The sequence below is a fragment of the Ruegeria sp. CJ9 genome (genome assembly GCF_056536625.1).
Map to the genome: position 1 here is coordinate 53,801 of NZ_JBQFPY010000006.1, position 17,960 is coordinate 71,760.

The 17,960-nt window shown below is 54.0% G+C and carries 18 protein-coding genes and 1 tRNA gene; 10 read left to right on the plus strand and 9 right to left on the minus strand.

The window, feature by feature from the left end; all coding sequences use genetic code 11:
- Positions 1-282: 282 nt before the first annotated feature.
- From ACR0AJ_RS13435 to ACR0AJ_RS13445, 3 genes are all read right to left on the minus strand, one after another.
- Positions 283-822 carry a SnoaL-like domain-containing protein gene (locus ACR0AJ_RS13435; protein WP_480647929.1) on the minus strand — a complete coding sequence of 180 codons (540 nt, stop codon included), beginning with the start codon at positions 820-822 and terminating at the stop codon, positions 283-285.
- 296 nt (positions 823-1,118) lie between these two features.
- Entirely contained in the window at positions 1,119-1,904 is a 786-nt protein-coding gene (locus ACR0AJ_RS13440) for a formate/nitrite transporter family protein (RefSeq protein ID WP_480647931.1), read from the minus strand.
- Between the two features lie 348 nt (positions 1,905-2,252).
- Positions 2,253-2,699, minus strand: a complete 447-nt coding sequence (locus ACR0AJ_RS13445; RefSeq protein ID WP_480741085.1) for a universal stress protein — start codon at positions 2,697-2,699, stop codon at positions 2,253-2,255.
- Between the two features lie 375 nt (positions 2,700-3,074).
- Between ACR0AJ_RS13445 and ACR0AJ_RS13450 the strand changes: the two genes are divergently transcribed.
- Both ACR0AJ_RS13450 and ACR0AJ_RS13455 read left to right on the plus strand, forming a co-directional pair.
- Positions 3,075-3,455 (plus strand): hypothetical protein, encoded by a 381-nt coding sequence (locus tag ACR0AJ_RS13450; protein WP_170377375.1) that lies wholly within the window; start codon positions 3,075-3,077, stop codon positions 3,453-3,455.
- A gap of 133 nt (positions 3,456-3,588) precedes the next feature.
- On the plus strand, positions 3,589-4,113 hold the full coding sequence (locus ACR0AJ_RS13455; protein WP_480647935.1) for a flavodoxin domain-containing protein: 525 nt from the start codon (positions 3,589-3,591) through the stop codon (positions 4,111-4,113).
- 428 nt (positions 4,114-4,541) lie between these two features.
- Here the strand turns inward: ACR0AJ_RS13455 and ACR0AJ_RS13460 are convergent, their stop codons facing one another.
- Entirely contained in the window at positions 4,542-5,876 is a 1,335-nt protein-coding gene (locus ACR0AJ_RS13460) for a tetratricopeptide repeat protein (RefSeq protein ID WP_480647937.1), read from the minus strand.
- A gap of 99 nt (positions 5,877-5,975) precedes the next feature.
- Between ACR0AJ_RS13460 and ACR0AJ_RS13465 the strand changes: the two genes are divergently transcribed.
- From ACR0AJ_RS13465 to ACR0AJ_RS13485, 5 genes are all read left to right on the plus strand, one after another.
- Positions 5,976-6,194, plus strand: a complete 219-nt coding sequence (locus ACR0AJ_RS13465) for a hypothetical protein (protein WP_170350274.1) — start codon at positions 5,976-5,978, stop codon at positions 6,192-6,194.
- A 25-nt stretch (positions 6,195-6,219) separates the two neighbouring features.
- The gene (gntH, locus tag ACR0AJ_RS13470) at positions 6,220-7,686 is read left to right on the plus strand and encodes a guanitoxin biosynthesis MBL fold metallo-hydrolase GntH (protein ID WP_480741087.1); all 1,467 of its coding nucleotides are present in this window, start codon (positions 6,220-6,222) and stop codon (positions 7,684-7,686) included.
- Between the two features lie 14 nt (positions 7,687-7,700).
- Positions 7,701-8,681, plus strand: coding sequence for a CobW family GTP-binding protein (locus tag ACR0AJ_RS13475; RefSeq protein ID WP_480741088.1), 981 nt, complete (start codon positions 7,701-7,703; stop codon positions 8,679-8,681).
- A gap of 165 nt (positions 8,682-8,846) precedes the next feature.
- On the plus strand, positions 8,847-9,551 hold the full coding sequence (locus tag ACR0AJ_RS13480) for a transporter (RefSeq protein ID WP_480741090.1): 705 nt from the start codon (positions 8,847-8,849) through the stop codon (positions 9,549-9,551).
- Between the two features lie 227 nt (positions 9,552-9,778).
- Positions 9,779-10,258, plus strand: coding sequence for a hypothetical protein (locus tag ACR0AJ_RS13485; RefSeq protein WP_170350276.1), 480 nt, complete (start codon positions 9,779-9,781; stop codon positions 10,256-10,258).
- On the opposite strand, the gene ACR0AJ_RS13490 is transcribed toward ACR0AJ_RS13485, so the two are convergent.
- The 4 genes from ACR0AJ_RS13490 to ACR0AJ_RS13505 form a co-directional block, all read right to left on the minus strand.
- Positions 10,242-11,087, minus strand: a complete 846-nt coding sequence (locus tag ACR0AJ_RS13490) for a hypothetical protein (RefSeq protein WP_480647941.1) — start codon at positions 11,085-11,087, stop codon at positions 10,242-10,244. The two genes, ACR0AJ_RS13485 and ACR0AJ_RS13490, sit on opposite strands and share 17 nt — an antisense overlap.
- A gap of 76 nt (positions 11,088-11,163) precedes the next feature.
- Positions 11,164-12,810: an arylsulfatase gene (locus ACR0AJ_RS13495; protein ID WP_226689575.1), complete on the minus strand. Its 1,647-nt coding sequence runs from the start codon at positions 12,808-12,810 to the stop codon at positions 11,164-11,166.
- Positions 12,811-13,674: 864 nt separating this feature from the next.
- Positions 13,675-13,750 (minus strand) — tRNA-Ala (locus tag ACR0AJ_RS13500).
- A 141-nt stretch (positions 13,751-13,891) separates the two neighbouring features.
- Positions 13,892-14,218 (minus strand): TIGR02300 family protein, encoded by a 327-nt coding sequence (locus ACR0AJ_RS13505; RefSeq protein WP_170350278.1) that lies wholly within the window; start codon positions 14,216-14,218, stop codon positions 13,892-13,894.
- A 100-nt stretch (positions 14,219-14,318) separates the two neighbouring features.
- Here ACR0AJ_RS13505 and ACR0AJ_RS13510 point away from each other — a divergent pair, with 100 nt between their 5' ends.
- From ACR0AJ_RS13510 to ACR0AJ_RS13520, 3 genes are all read left to right on the plus strand, one after another.
- Positions 14,319-15,014 (plus strand): M48 family metallopeptidase, encoded by a 696-nt coding sequence (locus ACR0AJ_RS13510; protein ID WP_480647945.1) that lies wholly within the window; start codon positions 14,319-14,321, stop codon positions 15,012-15,014.
- Positions 15,015-15,044: 30 nt separating this feature from the next.
- Positions 15,045-15,692, plus strand: coding sequence for a GntR family transcriptional regulator (locus ACR0AJ_RS13515; protein ID WP_170350280.1), 648 nt, complete (start codon positions 15,045-15,047; stop codon positions 15,690-15,692).
- Positions 15,693-15,803: 111 nt separating this feature from the next.
- A complete protein-coding gene (locus ACR0AJ_RS13520; RefSeq protein ID WP_480741093.1) occupies positions 15,804-16,931 on the plus strand; it encodes a lytic murein transglycosylase in 1,128 nt (375 codons plus the stop codon).
- A gap of 4 nt (positions 16,932-16,935) precedes the next feature.
- Here ACR0AJ_RS13520 and ACR0AJ_RS13525 read toward each other — a convergent pair whose 3' ends face one another.
- Positions 16,936-17,898 carry an acetyl-CoA carboxylase carboxyltransferase subunit alpha gene (locus tag ACR0AJ_RS13525; RefSeq protein ID WP_480741094.1) on the minus strand — a complete coding sequence of 321 codons (963 nt, stop codon included), beginning with the start codon at positions 17,896-17,898 and terminating at the stop codon, positions 16,936-16,938.
- Between the last annotated feature and the right edge of the window lie 62 nt (positions 17,899-17,960).

Sequence of the window (17,960 nt, forward strand, 5' to 3'; positions counted from 1 at the left end):
TTGGATCAAACAGAGCCCTTTAGAGGGTTGTTCAGGCCAAACTCGGGTAGAAAACCGGCGCAGCAGTCTGATTGTTAACCCGCATCAATGGCTCAATGCGGATTTCACGGCGTGACTTTAGATTTCGGTTGCGCCGAACTGACGGAATTGTTGCGCATGGGCAAGCATCACGCGGTCGAAACAAATGCCCAATTGTCCATCCATCGTGTCAAAGCACTTACAAGTCACACTTCCAGCGTGCGGATAAAATCAACACTGCGTCAGTATTGCGGGTTGCCGCTGCTACTTCGGCAACATGAAGAACTCTTCCAGTACAATCTTTCCGTCTGCTACTGAATAAACTGCAATCTCACTCAAGGTGATACGTTGCCCAGTTTCCTTCTGCTTTACGACAGCCTTATATCGCACACTGAAGCGGTTTGGGGGATGAACATAAGGGCCATCAACGTCAAATTCGATGATTTCATGAGCTGCCAGCCAATCCTCTCTTTTCCCTTTGATAGCATCACGGCCTTTGGTGATGCGAAACTGTCGAACCGGAGGCACAACCGCTTCTATGGATTGAGCGTTCTCGGCATACATTTCATCAACATTTGCAAGGCCCCTGCGATCACGCATCGCCTGAACAAATGTTCTTCCAATATCGACTAATTCTTCCATGATAGCCCTCATTTTAGGCATCAACTGTATCACATCTTGCCTTTTCCAATCTTGACGAGGATCAATGAATTTAGATGTTGGCGAAGAATCCAGTTCGGGAACGAGAGGGCAACTAGTGCAGTGGCAAAGAACGGCCCAATTCCCGGCACCGTCATCAGCCAATGCGCCATCTCCTTGCCTCGTGGTCGGTGAGTCACCTCCGCATCCAACTCTCATATCTGACTGATCAACCGACTCGCATCCCGATCAGCGGACTTAGGCAAGCCTGTGCCGCTTCCTCTTGTGTTGCACCATCATGCGACAACCGATATCGACCACGAAGACAACCATGCTCCTGGCATCTAGACTATTGAGTGCAGGAAAAGCTTGTTGTGGGCTGCACAATTAGACAACGCCTTCAAAACCAACTGAAACCGATCGTTTTGTTCTGGCGGGCGCAGTGATCGAAGAAGTGGGTCTTACCCTTTAGTAGCGCCAAGGTAAGCAAACCAGTAGGCCAAGGCGACTCCTCCCGCCCCGCCGACAATATTGCCCAGAGTAACCCACAATAGATTGGTCGCCGCTGAGAAAACCGGCACAGTTGCCCCCGCCGCCCAACCCTGCGGGAAGAAAAACATGTTCGCAATCGAATGCTCGAGTCCCAGCAACACAAAAGCAGTGACGGGCCACAAAACGGCCAGAACCTTGCCGGCGACGCTGCGGGCGGCAAAGGACAGCCAAACAGCAAGGCATACCAACCCGTTGCACAGTGCGCCACGGGCGAAGGCCTCCATCGGTTCCAACCCCGCTTTGGCATCGGCTATCACCACGGCGGTATTGCCCATCGGCCCCTCGAGCAGGCCGGTCAGAGAGAAGGCCAATGCAAGCCCGAGGGCGCCCACGAAGTTTCCGGCGTAGACGATGCCCCAGCTTCGAAACAGCAGTCGCAGTGGTATCTTGCGGTCGACCGCTGCGATCACCATCAAAACATTGCCGGTGAATAATTCTGCACCACCTGCGATCACCAGGATAAGGCCCAGGGAAAACACCGCGCCACCCAGAACGCGGATCGGCCCCGCAGCGCTGTCTGCGCCAGTAACCGCCATCGTATAGGCCGCTGCGCCAAACCCTATGAATGCCCCGGCCAGCATCGCAAGAACGAACATGGGTGCCATTGGCAACTTTGCCTTTGTGACCCCAGCAGTCTCAACTAATGTTGCAATTTCAGAGGGTTTATGAGCGTCGAACAGGGACGAGGTGTTCATGTCGGGCTCCAGAGTTAGAACGGATCTACGTTGGCAGGTAGTTTACAGCCTGTCTTCTGACCTTGAAACAATGCGTAAAAAAACGGGAAGTTCATCTGTTCCACCACAGTTCGGGTCGTTTCGCCTAACACAGTTTAATTGCCGGTCATCGCCACAGGCCCCAATGACCTCTGTTTCAGCCTCCGTTTTCGTGCCACCGTCATGAAGCAGTGGATATCTGACTCCATTTTCACAGTAGGGAGTTCAGCGTCACGGGGTAGCCATCGAAACTTAATTCTGCCACGAGATTTCAATGCTGAGCTTATTGATCGTCATCGTTTTTGTGCCGATTGGGACCAAGTTTGAAATTTAGGCAACGGTCAAAACCGCACAAGTGGCATTCCGACTGATGCCTTGAGAGGTGCTCCCTTGAATCAGGCTACCAATGCTTCCCAATCCGCGGCGGCCCGTCACAATCAGGTCAGCTTTGCATTGCTCGGCGCATGCGATGATCTCGTCGACCGGATCACCGCGTTGGGTATGTGTTTGCGAAACTGTCTGATTGTATTCTTTGGCAATCTCTTTGCCCGCGGAAATGATCTTGTCTGCTGCCTGCTGAACCTCTTCGTCTGAAGGCATTGTCGTGACGGCGTGATAGCCAGCAATAGCGCCCATTGCGAAAGCCACGGTTTGCGGCTGAGGTGTATGGACAAGGTGAATTTGGGAGCCATATTTGCTTGAGATATCACAGGCTACGTGTAGAGCTGCTTCTGACGCCTCTGATCCATCCAAGCCAACCACAATTATTTTGAACATGTCGCACACCCTCCTTTGTGAGGGGTCAGTATGGGTGAACTTGCAGCAACTAGCATTGACTCAAATCAACACTTTTCGCTGCAAATTCGAGCGTTGTCGTCCGTTCGTTTCCAGAAGATTCACGGTAACCGAACAAATTTAATGACCGTTGGAGCTGCAAGCTAGTCGCGCCAAAGGGGCGACAGCGTATTTTTACTGCAAAAAGCCTCCCGCAGGCATTGCTTTGTTCAAAGGGTGTCAATTTGGGCCCAATGATAAAGATCAAGAGTAATGGTGAGAAAAATTGCTATTATGGACGTGCTTTTCAATCCCTTTGGCGAAGTTGGCAGCTTTCCTACGACACGACATTCAATCTAATTCCTGAGGATAACGACTATGCAGCCCTCTCCGCCTTGGACTCGCCCAGCTGCAATAGCCGCGGCATTCTTCGGTCTCCTGACAATATTCTCCGGCGGAACGGCCCTGTTTGGGGGTGCCGCCGCTAAAGCAGCAGTTGGAGATGCAGTTCCACTCGTGCTTTGGTTCAATTTTCTGGCTGGATTTGTCTATTTGCTTGGTGCAATCGCGCTCTTTAAATCAAAAACCTGGGCAACTCGAATTGCCTGGGTGATAGGCTTATCAACATTATTTGTGTTCGCTGTTCTGATATTAGTGGCACTGTTTGGAACGCCGTTTGAATGGCGAACCGTCGGTGCAATGACCATACGCACTGGATTTTGGCTGGCGATAGCTGTCGCGCTTTCCAGAACCGCATGAGCCGACAAAACGACGCCGCACCCGCGTCCAAAAAACTTGGCAAGACAGTCACTTTTGATTGAGATCAAGGGCTGAAGCGAACGGTTTCGGCATAGTTGGCGCGCTTTTCGGATCGATTTACGGGAGGATCGAAATGACAGTGCTGATTGCCTACGGCACCGTTGAAGGTCAGACTGCCAAGATTGCTCGCTTTATCAACGATGTAACAAGAAAAGCCGGCTACGATACAATACTGATCAACACCGGAGACCAGATACGACACGTGTCCCTGACAGGTGTGGACAGGGTCATTCTTGCGGCTCCTGTCCATGAACGCCGGCACCCCAAGCTATTCGAAGCGTTTGTTGAAACGCATAGAGACGCGCTTGCGTCCCGGAAGTCGCTAGTGCTTTCGATAGGCCTAAAGGCGGCATTTGCAAGAGGCCAGGAAGACGCCTGGGACTATCTTACCGAAATGCTGATGCGTACGCATTTTGAACCTGACCTAACGGCTTTGGTTGCGGGCGCTGTGCAGCCTGACAACTATGGGTATTTTGAAGAAGAGATCGTTCAGCATGTTGTCTTAAAGGATCAAAAGATCGATCCAAGGGACGGTGCTCGGGAGTTCACCGATTGGGACGCTTTAAGGGAAACCGTGGTAACATTCTTGGACAATTGATCCATCCCGTGGCTTAACTGCTGCCTTTCTTCAGTTGTCTTACCTGTAAATGTCGCCGCCACATTGCACCTACGCCAGTTTTAACAGGCGTTCGAATTCACTGAGTTCCATATCAGAACGCGGCCTAGATTGAAACTACAGCGAGCATGATCTTCCTAAGCCAATGAAACGCTCGTGTTCCAAATCATTCGATGACGGACATGCAAAAGGCCACCATGCTGCCGTTCGCCGCGTCAGCAGCACTGCACCTCACGAGCGGCGGCTATAGCGCATAAGCAGACTTTGCAAATCTGCAAAGCCCACCCTCAATCCACAGACGGCGTGGTCCGGCTCTATCGCCGATTTTATCAACGCCGTGTGCTTTCAAAGCGGAGTTATATGAATAGATTTTGACGCTCGTTTCCAGGCAATAGGCGCGATACGCTTCGTCAGTATCTGCTCAGCGTCTCCAGTATTATATTCCGCGTATTGACGTCGTTGTGGAAAATCCTGCCGGCGAGAAACTCGGACGGAAACTCAGGCCATGTCCTGCGCATTTCAGCGACGAGCCGTCGTGCTTCTTCTGAATTTCCCAACTGATCATACGCAACGGCTTGGAATAAGAGCGAAGGCGCACTGACTGGCGCTCCGGCAGCTGGCGCTCCCTGAAAGGCTTCAACAACACTTTCGTAGTTCCCGAGCATAAGTTGTGAAACGCCCCAGATGTTTCTCGCACCAAACCTACCAGATCCTGATTTGGGTCTCTCCGGGTTGCTAACCTCGGCAGCAAGTTCCGGGGCGTTAGCCAAGATGGCCGTCATACCTGCAACGTCGAGAATATGGCCATCCTTCGGCGCCAGTTCGACGGACATTCTAGCGTATTTCAATGCCTCATTTGACTGGTTTTTGACAGCCAGCACCCAACCATTTGCGCCGTTTGCCCACGCATCAGAGGGGGACAATTCAAGCGCTTTTCCAGACATTTCCGAGGCTTGATTGAAGAGATCATCCCTTTGTGCTTCATCCGGCGACAACACTGCCAGGATCGCCAAGACCTGCGCGGATCCGGCATAGCCGTCGGACAGAGCCGGGTCGAGTTCCCTAGCGTGCTGGAACATTCCCAGCGCTATTTGCTGACGCTTGACATCAAAAACGGGGAAAAACATGCCGCGGGCTTGATCCGCAAGGTTGACCGCCTGGAGTCGTGTCAATGATTGTTCACCAAGCGCCACACGTTCTGCTTGTTCGATGGATCGAGTTGTTGGCACAACCTCCCTGTTATCCTGGCTCATCCAGATGCCAAGCACAGCGACCAATGCAAGAACACCCAGTCCAGCATGCAGCAGTTGCCGCGAACGCCAACGGCCAACTGGATTGTCGCTCTTCAGTTCACTTGATGTGCGGTCTTCGATTGTAGGTTCGAATGAAAACCGCGGCTTGTATCCGCCGGGGTCAACAAAAATGCGAACTCCATTGCCGTCCCAGTGATCTTCGTAGAACTGATGCAAAAGACGACGCAGCCGCCTTGCCTCAACGCGAACCAGGTTTTGACCACCAGTACCATCTATGCGCCGCCCATAGACCTCAACAGCGATAGCTTTGCCTCTAATCTGAGTGCTTCGACCAGATAGAGATTCCTCGACTATGTAGGTGAGAAATTGCGTGAGTCGTGGTGAAGCTTGAAACCCGTCGCTTGATACGATTCGACTCAGAGCTTCCCGGATGAGTTCCGGAGAAGGCTGTTCAACATGTTGATTTACTAGCAAATCGTTGGATTTGTTCAATGTCAACTCACCCCCAGCTCACGGTGACTCACTTGGCCTTTGCGGTCAACCGCACTCATCTTGATTTGAGAATGGATAGTGGGCGTCGGGATTTTTCCAATGACGGTGGACCTGATTGAAGAAATTCCAGAACTTTCCGATGTGCTGTCGAGGCGCATGGAAACGGATGCGCTACTCGGCGAGGTCATCGAAGACCTGAAGAAAGCATCTGCGTTTTCGAAAGACGCATCGATCACGGCCTCAGAACGCGCCGAATGGGCCCACATCAAATCTGAACTCATCAATGAGCTTCGCCGCATGTTGAAGCGCAATATGTGAGCCACTTCTAACTGAGGACCAATCCATGACCAAGGAAGACAATAGAAAAGACCAAGACGACAAACAGGTTCAGGCGTCAGATCAAATTGAAGACCCGTCGCGACGGAGTGTTCTTAAGGGCTTGGCCACTGGAGCGGCTGCGACAGGGGCGGCTGGGTTAGCGGCAGGGAGTGCTGAGGCTCACCAAGGAGACGGCCCCTTGGGAGAAACACTCAAGAACCCATACGGTGGTCGGCCCGCAGGCGGCATCTCGTTACCGGAGTACTTCCGTCCGACGAAGTACATGACTGGTTCAAATGCGAACTATTTTCCACTTAGTGAGGAGTTGGGGCCAGATGAGATGCGCATCTCATTCTGTGGCTCAACACCATATCCGCCGCGTGAAGATCAGGCGGGTACTTGCATCATGGTGGAGTTGGGGAATGGAAAACGGTTCTTCTTTGACTTTGGATCCGGTTGTGTCCGCAACATCATTGCCATGCAAGTGCCGGGGCAACTGATCAACGATATCTTCATCTCTCATTTGCATGTCGACCACTACGCCGACATTCCTTATATCTATCCGTTCCGGGCCTGGTCTGGAGGGTATACACCATTGCGCATCCATGGTCCCTCTGGTCGGACGCCCGAACTTGGCACAGCCGGAATGGTTAAAGGTATGCAACAGATGCTCAAATGGCATCTTGAAGCTTTCGACGTGTTCCCAATTGGTGACGGCTATGAGATCGAGGTCAACGAGTTCGATTTCCGCCAAGAAGGTGGCATCGTTTATGACCAAGACGGTGTGACTGTTCGGTCCTGGCCGCGCAGTCATGCCAAGGACGGCGCAGTTGGTTATCGGCTCGATTGGAACGGTCTGAGCTTTGTATGGACCGGCGATGGACGCCCGGATGAGCTTTCACGGAAATACGGCGAAGGTGTTGATGTCTTTGTAACCGAAATGTCGGGACAGGATATTGGTCAGTTGATGACCTACAAATACGGTATCCCACAGGATCTCTTCAATTACACAATCGATACGCATCACACCTCCCACTATGCCGTGGGTAAGCTCTTTGCGGACACAAGGCCGCGTTTGGGAATGGTGACACACTATACCCAGGACGAAGACATCGACGCTGAAATGCTGGCTGGTATTCGCGCCCACTACGACGGTCTGTTCCAATGGGGTCTCGATGTAGCCGTTGTGAACGTGACCAAGGATGCAATCTGGTACAGGAAAGCTGCACTGCCCGGAAAGTCCGGTACTGTGCCACCATTTCGTGAACTGGCTGCGGCAGCCGAGGCCGGGCGTATTGAGCTTCCGGATGAAATCACATTACCGAATCCGAGGCTCACCCGAGCAGATCAGCAAGACCAGAAGTACCGTGATATGGAGATCGATCCACGCGAATACTACCCAACTGACGTTTTCCGAGTACCTGGCGGGGACTGGCCGCAGGACTTTACCATCAAAGTTTCGGATGTAATCGGCTCGCGTGATGAAGACTGAGAGGAGATCGAACAATGATTGAGTTTGGTTCGACTTCTGCGATCCCCGTAACGATCCTTACCGGCTTTCTAGGAGCCGGTAAGACTACACTTTTGAACCGGATCCTAACAGGCAATCACGGGTTGCGGGTTGCGGTTCTTGTAAATGACTTTGGATCCATAAACGTCGATGCAGACTTGGTGGTCGGCCTCGAAGACGACGTCATGAGCCTCGCGAATGGGTGCGTTTGCTGCTCGATACGAGATGACTTGATCGAAACGGTGGAAGCCGTTCTCGCCCGGCCCGAGAAACCGGAATACATCGTCCTTGAAGCAAGTGGAGTGTCGGATCCGTCATCAATTGCGATGACATTTACCGATCAGAAGTTTCGGGACATGATCCGCTTGGACAGCCTTATGTGTCTGGTCGATGCGGAACAGCTTTTTGCTGCGCCGGAACAAATGGAACTGAAGCTCCGTCAAATCGCGTTCTCAGATATGGTTGTTTTGAACAAAGTCGATCTTGTCGACAGGGCCGCTGTTCAAAGGGTGCACGATTGGCTCGGGTCTCGCTTCCGTCGCTATCGTTTGGTCGAAGCTGTCAATGCGGACGTCCCACTGGATATACTTCTTTCAGTCGGTCGCTTTGCCGCCGAACAGCTACAAACAGAAATACCCGATCATCACGAACATGGACCGGATTGTGGTTGCCAAGCCTCTGATCACTCAGACAGCTTCTCAACAACCATGATGAAGGCTGAACGCCCGATAAGCTTATCTTCTCTCCGGAGCGCAATTCGAAAGCTTCCGGGCGATGTGTATCGCCTCAAGGGCTTTGTTTTTAGCGAGGAGGATCCAGATCATCGCATTCTCGTTCAGGTCGTTGGAAAACGTATGGACATCGCACGTGATGGCGCTTGGGGTGACCGCAAACCCGAAACAAGGCTTGTCGCAATAGGCGCACCGGGGGCCCTCTCCGAGGATGTGCTTTCGGATACGCTTATGGAGACAGTCTGAAAGCCATGTTCGATCAAGTATTTTGGCTATAAGTCAACCGTGCTGGATAATTTCATCCAGTTCGGCGGCGGCGGACTGTGAGTGGGCCATTGACGTCATTGCCAACCTGGCGGTCTCAAGTGCAAGCCACCCATGAGAAAACGGCCAGCTAAGAGGAGACCACCTATGAACCTTAGGTTGCTACGCTGCTCCATACTTGCCGGGATTGGTGCCCTTTCTGGTACTGCGTGGGCAGAGTCCCAGGAAGAAGAACTAGCAAAGCTACTTGCTAACCCCGTGGCCGCTCTCATTAGTGTACCATTCCAGCTGAACTATGATCAGAATTTGGGTGCCGACAGAAATGGTTCGCATTGGATATTAAACGTACAACCGGTTGTTCCCTTTCATCTTACGGATGATTGGAACCTCATATCCCGAACAATTCTTCCAATTGCCTCCATAGATGGTGGCCTGCCGGATTCTGGATCCGAGACTGGGCTAGGAGATACTGTTCAAAGCTTATTCCTTTCGCCCAAAAAACCAAGTGCGGGCGGTTGGATCTGGGTGGCTGGCCCCGTTTTTCTGCTGCCAACGTCGACAGATAACAGCTTAGGTCTCGGAGAGTGGGGTGCTGGAGTTACCGGCGTGGCACTCAAACAGCGGGGTCAGTGGACATATGGTGGCCCGACAAATCACATCTGGGACATTGATGGTGATACCTACAACAACCAGACGTTCTTACAGCCATTTATTTCCTACACAAATTCGAACGCATGGACGTTCACTTTAAACACTGAGTCCACCTACAGCTGGGAAACCGATCAATGGTCTGTGCCAATCAACGGTGTTGTCACCAAAGTACCCAACTCGGGGATCAACTTATCAGCGTAGGCGGGGGAGTACGCTACTGGGCCGACGGCCCAGATAGTGGACCTGACGGTTGGGGCGTAAGACTTGTAGCTACCTTGCTATTTCCCAAATAGTTGAGCTTTTCCTGAGAGAATACCGCTTACCGGATGCAGGCATTGCGCTGATGAAAGCGAACGGTGGTTTGCTCCGCATCTCGGAGGATGTAGAGCTCGTAATGAAGGTCCGGTTTGGGCTGCGACGGGTCATTGATGCAAAAAGTAGCGAAAGGCGGCAACGAGCCCTTGGTGGCGAATGCTGCGTCGCTCAAAAACGGCCGCATTGCGCAGAAAGCGGGCTATGCAAAGTTCGTCAAACCGCCTCAGCCAGGCTTTGTATTTTTGACACCATCGCTGCAAAGCACTCGACTTAGCCGAGTTGGCGTCGATCATGGGGAGCGGTTTTCTAGTTTCAGCATCGTTGTAGGCAAGAGAATTTGGGAGGGCCGCCTCAATCGCCATAGCGCTCCTAATACTGTTAATGGTGTGACGGTGGCCCGCCAAAGCGCCGTTTTCGTGAAAGGTGCTGCCAAAAGAACCAAGAGACAGGCTGGAGCTAAAATAAGGAAAACCGCTATTGTCATACTTCTTGTCGTTCAGTCGACACTTGAAACATCAGTCTCAATGCGATTGCATTTCACGCACCTACACGGTTGTTTGCAATCAAAGTTCAGCGTCAAAATTGAGTATTGAAGCCAGCAAAGATCTGCCATTTTGCCTGCCCTGGCCCTTTGCTCGCAACTGAGTACTGCGGTTCGACAAAAACGTTGTAGGTGATGTCCTTCTTTTTGAACACTTGCCCGATACCCAAGCCGATTGGCACATTATAGCTGTCCAATTCAAAATCGTAGGTCATTATTGGCGCTGACCTTAGGTATGTCCCTCCACCGAGTTGGTAGAACAGAAAAGGTTGAAAAGCTCCGATATTTACATCCTTTGCATCACTGTCTCCGGCAAAGCTGGCTTGCCAAGTCAGAAGGTAACCGTATTGGAATATCGGTGACGACGCATTGAACAAAACGTTCGCGATACCGGCTGACCATTTTTTAGATCCAGACCCATCCGTCGAACCTGTTGGCGCGGTTAATTGAGGACCGACACCAAAGCTAACAGCCGGATTTCCAATATCTATAAGGTAAGCGGCAAAAACGTTGAGGTCACCAACGCCCGTCGTTTTCCCACTTTGTGCCGGGAATGAATTTAAAGGCAAAGAGGCCCTTAGAACCCAATTTGTGTTCCCCAAACTCAAAGGTTGCGCATACCTGAGCCAAAACTGATTGCCAGTTTGGTCCGTTCCGGAAATATCGCCAATATAATAGTTCTGAACGTTGACCGCTTTGAAATTTGCCAGCGGATTATTCGCCTGAGCTGCTGCTGAGGCCGCGTCGCTCTCCTGTGCAACCACAGGATTGCCTGTTGCCGTAGATACTCCCAGAAAGACGAAAAGGCTAAAGAAGAACCTGGCAAGGAAATTCCGGGTCGAAGTTACATTTGTACCTGAAGCCTTCAGATTGGTCTGCACCTTGCTACTCCTTGCCCCACTCGACTGTGTCATCGAAGTGTCGAGGCGCCGCATAACGACGCCTCAACCATTTGCATCAATTCCCGGTTGGAAGGCTTAGCGAGAACCCGTCTTTTTCCAGCTGGTCTCGCACAGTCTTGAACCGGTGATACTCGGTTAGAGTAATCGGACCAGAATATGACTCGCTCTGAACTGGACGCGGCGGATACTCAATGTAGGTTTTTACCACACGTTCAAGTTCGCCCATCAGCGTCGGAACTGTCCAAGTGTTCTCACGCCCGGTTGTCATGAAGATGTCATACCGCTCCATGGGATCTTCCCACAGGTTGAACACCTGCGGAACGGTTGCAACGTATTTTTCAGCACCGCGCCAACCCAATTCGGCTGCCGGGGCTTCAGAACCGGCCCGTGCACCGTTGTCGCCACGCATGTTGAAGACAGCTTTCCATTCGTTAACGCGCACCGCGCCCGGCGAAAGTTCATTTTCTGTAAAATATGCCCAGGAGTTGCGCTGCGGATCAGCCTCTCCAAACAGGACTGGAGCCATATCGATGCTGTCAAAGATCGTCGGTTGACCTTCCCGGTCTTCGGTCGGCAACGGCACTCCTGCAAGGCTCGCAAAGGTGGCCATCAAGTCAGTACCACCGGTAATGTCGCTCGACTTCGAATCCGGCGCAATTTTACCTGTCCATTTGGCGAAGAACGGTACGCGGTACGCTCCTTCCCGGTCGGTTCCCTTAGTTCCGCGAAACGGTGTCATGCCGGCATCAGGATGAACATCCTGCCACGCGCCATTATCAACAGTGTAAATGATCAGGGTACTTTCCCCAATTCCAAGATCTTCCACCTTGTCGAGGATTTGACCAGTGTGGAAATCAAGCTCGACCACCTTGTCGCCGTACTTGTTCTTAACCGCTGACTTACCCACGAAATCAGGCGACGGCAGGTTAGGCTGGTGGTTTGCAGCCCAGTTGATCGACATGAAGAACGGCTTGTCCAGACCAGCAAGACGCTCCAGTTCCGCCACTGCCTTTTCCGCTCCAACCTTGTCCAACGCAGCTAGATCTGCGGTTGTCATGTCTTCAATGGTCAGCACTTCCTTGGCAGGTTCACCAGCTACACCTTCAAATACGCCAGTGGTGTTCTCTTTATAAAATGCCCTCTGATCGTCGGACATCTGCACATTCCAGTCGTCCAGAGCATAAGTATACGCGTTCAGGTGATAGAGGAATGTATTCTCCATCTTGTCATAGCCATGGGCAATTGGCATGGCATAATCCGCTTCACCGAGATGCCACTTACCCATGAAGTAAGTGTTGTAGTCAGCCTGTTTCAAAACAGACGCAATCGTCCATTCTGCCGCCGGTAGTCCACCACCTTGACCCTGAAAAGCAACCGTCGTCATGCCTGAACGGTTCGGGTAACGCCCGGTCTGCATTGCTGCACGTCCGGGTGTGCAGGAAGATTGAGCGTAGAAATCCGTGAACATCATCCCCTGCTTGGCCATTTGATCAAGGTTGGGGGTGTCCATGCCACGCGCTGCGCCACCATGATAGGCACCAAGGTCCCAATAACCAGTATCGTCAGAAACGATCAGAATGATGTTGGGTTTGCTCCCGTAGGTCGATAGCGATGTCGGATCGAAATCCTGAGCCGTCGCGGAGATCGCAAAAGTACAAAAGAAAGCAGCCAAAGGCGTGGCAACTTGGTGAGGTTTAATCATGTTAGTCTCCTTCTCGGGAAAAGCATCAAAGTTAAGAAATTGCGCCCTTTTAACGGTCTGTATACCGTGCAGGACACAACGCGCCTTGGGCTATTCCGAATAGCTTCCTATTCTTATGGGTAGCTCAGACTTTAGGGGCACCGTTTCATCACCCTGAAAATCACAATGATGCGTCGACAGCTTTTAAGTAATCCTGGAGATCGTTTTCGGGAACCTTTTGCGGCGTTTGAAAGTCCAGACCAACGCTCCACCTTTTTGATCGACCTAACCCACGAACAAGACTTGCTTTCCCTGCAAAAAGTATGGCCGCCTCATTTTCATCGAAGGTTGTCAGTGGAAAACGGCAGAGAACCAACAACTCACATTATGTTATTGCGATTCATTTATTTGTCAAAAACTTCGTCGTGTGCAAATCCAGCCCCGGATGTCTTCGTCCTGATAGACCAAAGGCCAACCAAGCACTAACTTTCAATTTGGACCACTTAAATGGGGCAGCTCAGTTCGACCACGCGCTAGAAGCGGCCGTAATCGCGAATTGGGTTGGGCGCACCCAGAGCAGGCCATCGCTTTAGACCGTGTGCATTTTTTGCGCAGCAAGGATTTTGGGACCTTCCTATTAAATGTCCGGTTTGCGCTGTCTGCGGTTCTCCGGTGAAAGCGGGCCAATGGCGGCAAAGTCCGCTGCCCTGCCATCTGAGAAGCGCGTGGGAATGTCCGGTTTGCGCGGTTGGCGGCGTGCCGCGCTTGCATATGCGCGCGGCTTGATCGATTGCGGCTTCGGGCTCTGAGTTCCGCTTCGGCCCCAAAGGAAAATCCTGCTGCCAAAAAGGAAGAACTATGCGTTGCGGATCATTTGTTAGGTTTTGGTGGAGCCTAGGGGAGTCGAACCCCTGACCTCTTGCATGCCATGCAAGCGCTCTCCCAACTGAGCTAAGGCCCCATCAAGGTACTGCCGAAGCAGTGGACGGACGTTTATGAGACGGCAACGGCGAGCGCAAGACCAAAAATGGAATTTGCCAAAAAGTTTCCGACCCGCGTCCGGGGTGGGCATGAGGCGACGCGGGGCCGCCTCTGACCGGTTTTAGTTTTCGTCTTCCGACGACATGTCGGTGATATCGTCCAACGAGACGTTATCGTTGTCGTCGTCATCATCGTCCAGAAGATCGTCGTCCAGTTCGACGTCGACATTGTCGTCATCATCCAGAACGATATCTTCATCCGACGCGTTCTCACGCGCTTTGGCCGAGGCGGCATCTTCCGCATCTGCGGCGATCATCCGGCTTTTGCCGGTCTCAAGCTCCACGATCTCGCCGGTATAGGGGCTGACGATCGGGTCCTTGTTCAGGTCATAAAACCGCTTACCGGTTGTCGGGCAAACGCGCTTTACGCCCCATTCTTCCTTGGGCATGTGAAATCCCCTTGATATCAGGTGAGTCGTATCAACGATTCAGGTCACGTGCCACATGCAGCGGGCACTGTCAAAGCCTTTGCGCAGGAGAAACAGGTATATGGAAGATCACGCACTGCCCGGGACGCCACCGGTGCCACTGACGTTGCGCAAATCGGCGCGAGCGCGGCGGATCAGTTTGCGGATTTCCCAATTGGATGGCCGGGTTACGCTGACCTATCCACAAGGCGTGCCAGAAGCCGAAGCCTTGAGTTTTGCGCGCACCAAAGAAGAGTGGATACGTCAGCACCTGCTGGACCGTCCTGACCCTGCGGTGGTTCAGTTCGGGCAAACCATCCCGATCGAAGGCACAGAGCGGCGAATCGTGCCTGCCAGCGGGCGGCGCGTTCTGTTACAGGGCGATGAGGTTGCAGTACCCGAGGGTGCCGAGGCACGGCGTCTGGCGCGATTTCTCAAGGAATTGGCGCGTGATCGCCTGACCGGCGCCTGCGATGATTACGCGGCGATGCTGGGACGGTCCTATTCCAGCCTGACCATGCGCGATACGCGGTCGCGTTGGGGGTCGTGCAGTTCCGCTGGCGGTCTGATGTTTTCCTGGCGGTTGATCCTAGCGCCGCCTGAGATCCTGCATTATGTCGCCGCGCATGAGGTGGCGCATCTGGTAGAGATGAACCATTCGGCCGATTTTTGGGCGCAGGTCGAGCGGATTTTCGGCGATTACTGCGATCAGCGGCGTTGGCTGCGCGACAACGGGGCGCAACTGCATCAATACAGATTTGATACCAAGGCGAGTTGACCCCGGGTTCATTTGTGATCACATGGGGGTATGTTGTCCGCACGCCCCACTGAATCCCATACCGCCACCCATGATCGGGTCTATCGTGTTCTTCGCGCACGCATTATGCACGGTGAAATGGCACCGGGGCAGGCGCTGACCCTACGCGGGATCGGTAAGGAATTTGGCGTCTCGATGACCCCCGCGCGCGAGGCCGTGCGCCGCTTGGCAGCCGAGGGAGCGCTGTTTCTATCCACATCGGGCCGGGTTTCGACGCCTGAGCTGACCAATGACCGGATCGAAGAGTTGGCTGCGCTTCGTGCGCTGCTTGAGGTCGAACTTGCCAGCCGCGCCCTGCCGCGTGCACATATGGCGCTGATTGACCGGCTGCAAAGCATCAACATGAACGTGGCCGAGATGGTCACCAAACGTGATGCCGTTGGCTATATTCGCTCAAACCTAGAATTTCACCGCACTCTGTATCTGCGGGCGCAGGCCCCGGCGATGCTCGCGATTGCGGAAACCGTCTGGCTGCAACTTGGTCCCACCATGCGTGCGCTGTACGGCCGACTGCGGCGGACCGACCCGCCGCATAACCACAAACTGATCATCGCCGCATTGCAGGCCGGTGACGAGCCTGGATTGCGTTTGGCCGTCCGCTCGGACGTGACTCAGGGACTGAGGTTGCTGGTCAGCTGAGCGGCTTGTTGCCGAAGCCCAGAATTTAAATCTGATTGGCATCGTCGTTCTGGTTTGGGGATTGGGTCTGGGCTAGTCTGGACCAAATCACAACAAGAGCAGTTTTCAGTTATGATCAATCGACGGATATTTTCTTTGGGGCTCGGGTCAGCCCTGTTGTCGGCCTGTTCCACAGGCACCCCCACCAGCACCCCGGCATCCCGGATGCGGCCTGTGCCCAACGCCGGGTGGGATGCGTGGGTTGCCGGTTTCAAGGGCCGCGCGGCGTCGCAGGGGATATCGCAGACAACCCTAAACCTGGCTTTTCAGGGGGCGGGGTACCTGCCCGATGTGATCGAGCGGGACCGCAATCAGGTCGAATTCAAACGTTCGCTCGAGGACTATTTGGCCATCGCGGCCTCAGATGAGCGGATCGCAACCGGCAAGCAGATGCTGGTGCGCCATGCAGGCACCCTGTCGCAGATCGAAGCGAAATATGGCGTCGACAAAGAAGTGATTGTGGCCGTCTGGGGCTTGGAAAGCCGCTACGGCGCGCGGCGCGGGGATGTGCCGGTGGTGTCAGCAGTGTCGACTTTGGCTTATGACGGGCGGCGCGGTGCGTTCTTTGAAAAGCAACTGATCGCAGCTTTGCGGATCATTCAAGAGGGCGACACAAGCCCCGCCAACATGACCGGCAGCTGGGCCGGAGCAATGGGACACACGCAGTTCATTCCGACATCCTATCTGGCCTATGCGGTGGATTTCACCGGCGACGGACGGCGGGATATCTGGTCCGAGGATCCCACGGATTCGCTGGCCTCGACCGCGGCCTATCTGGCGCGCGCGGGCTGGGTACGCGGGCAGCCCTGGGGCGGTGAGGCCGGCACTGTATCCGGCACGCCCCTTGCGGTTCTGCAGCCGCAGAAGCCGGGACCCCGCATCGCGGTGTTCCGCAATTTTCAGGTCATCAAACGCTATAATAACTCGGACAGTTATGCGATTGGCGTTGGGCACCTATCTGACCGGATCGCGGGCGGTGCGCCATTTCAAGCCGCGTTCGGGCCGGATGCGACGGGTTTGACGCTGGAAGATCGCAAGGAGCTCCAGCGCCGACTGACATCGGCCGGCTATGATACTCAGGGCGCCGACGGGGTGATCGGCAACAACACAAAATCCGCCATCAGCGCCTATCAGCGCGCCGGCGGCATGCCGGTTACCGGAGAGCCATCGGTTGCGTTGCTGCGCAGCCTGGGCGGCTGACGGTTTACGCCGCCAGCCCTTTCGATCCGATATCAAGGAATTTCTGACGGCGGTCCTGAATCAGGGCCGCCGCATCTTTGCCGTCCAACTCTTCCAGCATCAGTGTGATAGCATCCCTAACGGATTCGACGGTGGCAGGACGGTCGCGATGGGCACCGCCTTTGGGTTCCTGAATGATAAGATCGCAGACGCCCAGTTTGTGCAGGTCCTGCGCGGTCAGGCGCAGCGCCTCGGCGGCCTCCCGCATCTTTTCGGCGTCTTTCCACAGGATCGAGGCGCAGCCTTCCGGCGAGATCACCGAATAGACCGAATGTTCCAGCATCGCGACGCGGTTCGCCGTCGCAAAGGCCACAGCCCCGCCGGACCCGCCTTCGCCGATGATCACCGACACCAGCGGCACGCCGATCTTCAGGCACATCTCGGTCGACCGGGCAATGGCCTCGGACTGACCGCGTTCCTCGGCCCCCTTGCCGGGATAGGCGCCTGCCGTGTCGATCAGAGTGATAACGGGCAGGCCAAAGCGACCGGCCATTTCCATCAGGCGCACGGCCTTGCGATACCCTTCGGGGCGGGCCATGCCGAAATTCCGTTCGATCCGCGATTTGGTGTCCGAACCCTTTTCATGACCAATCACCATCACCGGCTGATCGTTGAACCGTGCCAGACCACCAATGACTGCCAGATCGTCGGCAAAGTTTCGGTCGCCCGCCAGCGGCGTGAATTCGGTAAACAGCGCCTCGACATAATCCTTGCAATGGGGGCGGTCTGGGTGGCGCGCCACCTGGCATTTTCGCCAGGGGGTCAGATCGCCATAAAGCTCTTCCAGAAGCTTTGCGGCCTTGGCGTCCAGCGCAGCGGCTTCTTCGGCCACGTCCATCTCTTCGTTGGCACGGGCCAGCGCACGCAATTCCTCGGCCTTGCCTTCAATCTCGGCCAGCGGTTTTTCGAAATCCAGATACTGGGTCATGACGCCTCTCAACGCGGAAGTTCTTTGCTATATGACCTGAGGTTGCGCGGGATGCAACTCAG

Bases quoted from the DNA above. Each gene is read 5' to 3' on its own strand.
- gntH (WP_480741087.1), top strand. From the start codon at position 6,220: ATGACCAAGGAAGACAATAGAAAAGACCAAGACGACAAACAGGTTCAG.
- ACR0AJ_RS13505 (WP_170350278.1), bottom strand. From the start codon at position 14,218: ATGCCCAAGGAAGAATGGGGCGTAAAGCGCGTTTGCCCGACAACCGGT.
- ACR0AJ_RS13475 (WP_480741088.1), top strand. From the start codon at position 7,701: ATGATTGAGTTTGGTTCGACTTCTGCGATCCCCGTAACGATCCTTACC.
- ACR0AJ_RS13450 (WP_170377375.1), top strand. From the start codon at position 3,075: ATGCAGCCCTCTCCGCCTTGGACTCGCCCAGCTGCAATAGCCGCGGCA.
- ACR0AJ_RS13440 (WP_480647931.1), bottom strand. From the start codon at position 1,904: ATGAACACCTCGTCCCTGTTCGACGCTCATAAACCCTCTGAAATTGCA.
- ACR0AJ_RS13510 (WP_480647945.1), top strand. From the start codon at position 14,319: ATGGAAGATCACGCACTGCCCGGGACGCCACCGGTGCCACTGACGTTG.
- ACR0AJ_RS13455 (WP_480647935.1), top strand. From the start codon at position 3,589: ATGACAGTGCTGATTGCCTACGGCACCGTTGAAGGTCAGACTGCCAAG.
- ACR0AJ_RS13525 (WP_480741094.1), bottom strand. From the start codon at position 17,898: ATGACCCAGTATCTGGATTTCGAAAAACCGCTGGCCGAGATTGAAGGC.
- ACR0AJ_RS13495 (WP_226689575.1), bottom strand. From the start codon at position 12,810: ATGATTAAACCTCACCAAGTTGCCACGCCTTTGGCTGCTTTCTTTTGT.
- ACR0AJ_RS13480 (WP_480741090.1), top strand. From the start codon at position 8,847: ATGAACCTTAGGTTGCTACGCTGCTCCATACTTGCCGGGATTGGTGCC.
- ACR0AJ_RS13520 (WP_480741093.1), top strand. From the start codon at position 15,804: ATGATCAATCGACGGATATTTTCTTTGGGGCTCGGGTCAGCCCTGTTG.
- ACR0AJ_RS13445 (WP_480741085.1), bottom strand. From the start codon at position 2,699: ATGTTCAAAATAATTGTGGTTGGCTTGGATGGATCAGAGGCGTCAGAA.
- ACR0AJ_RS13485 (WP_170350276.1), top strand. From the start codon at position 9,779: ATGCAAAAAGTAGCGAAAGGCGGCAACGAGCCCTTGGTGGCGAATGCT.
- ACR0AJ_RS13465 (WP_170350274.1), top strand. From the start codon at position 5,976: ATGACGGTGGACCTGATTGAAGAAATTCCAGAACTTTCCGATGTGCTG.
- ACR0AJ_RS13515 (WP_170350280.1), top strand. From the start codon at position 15,045: ATGTTGTCCGCACGCCCCACTGAATCCCATACCGCCACCCATGATCGG.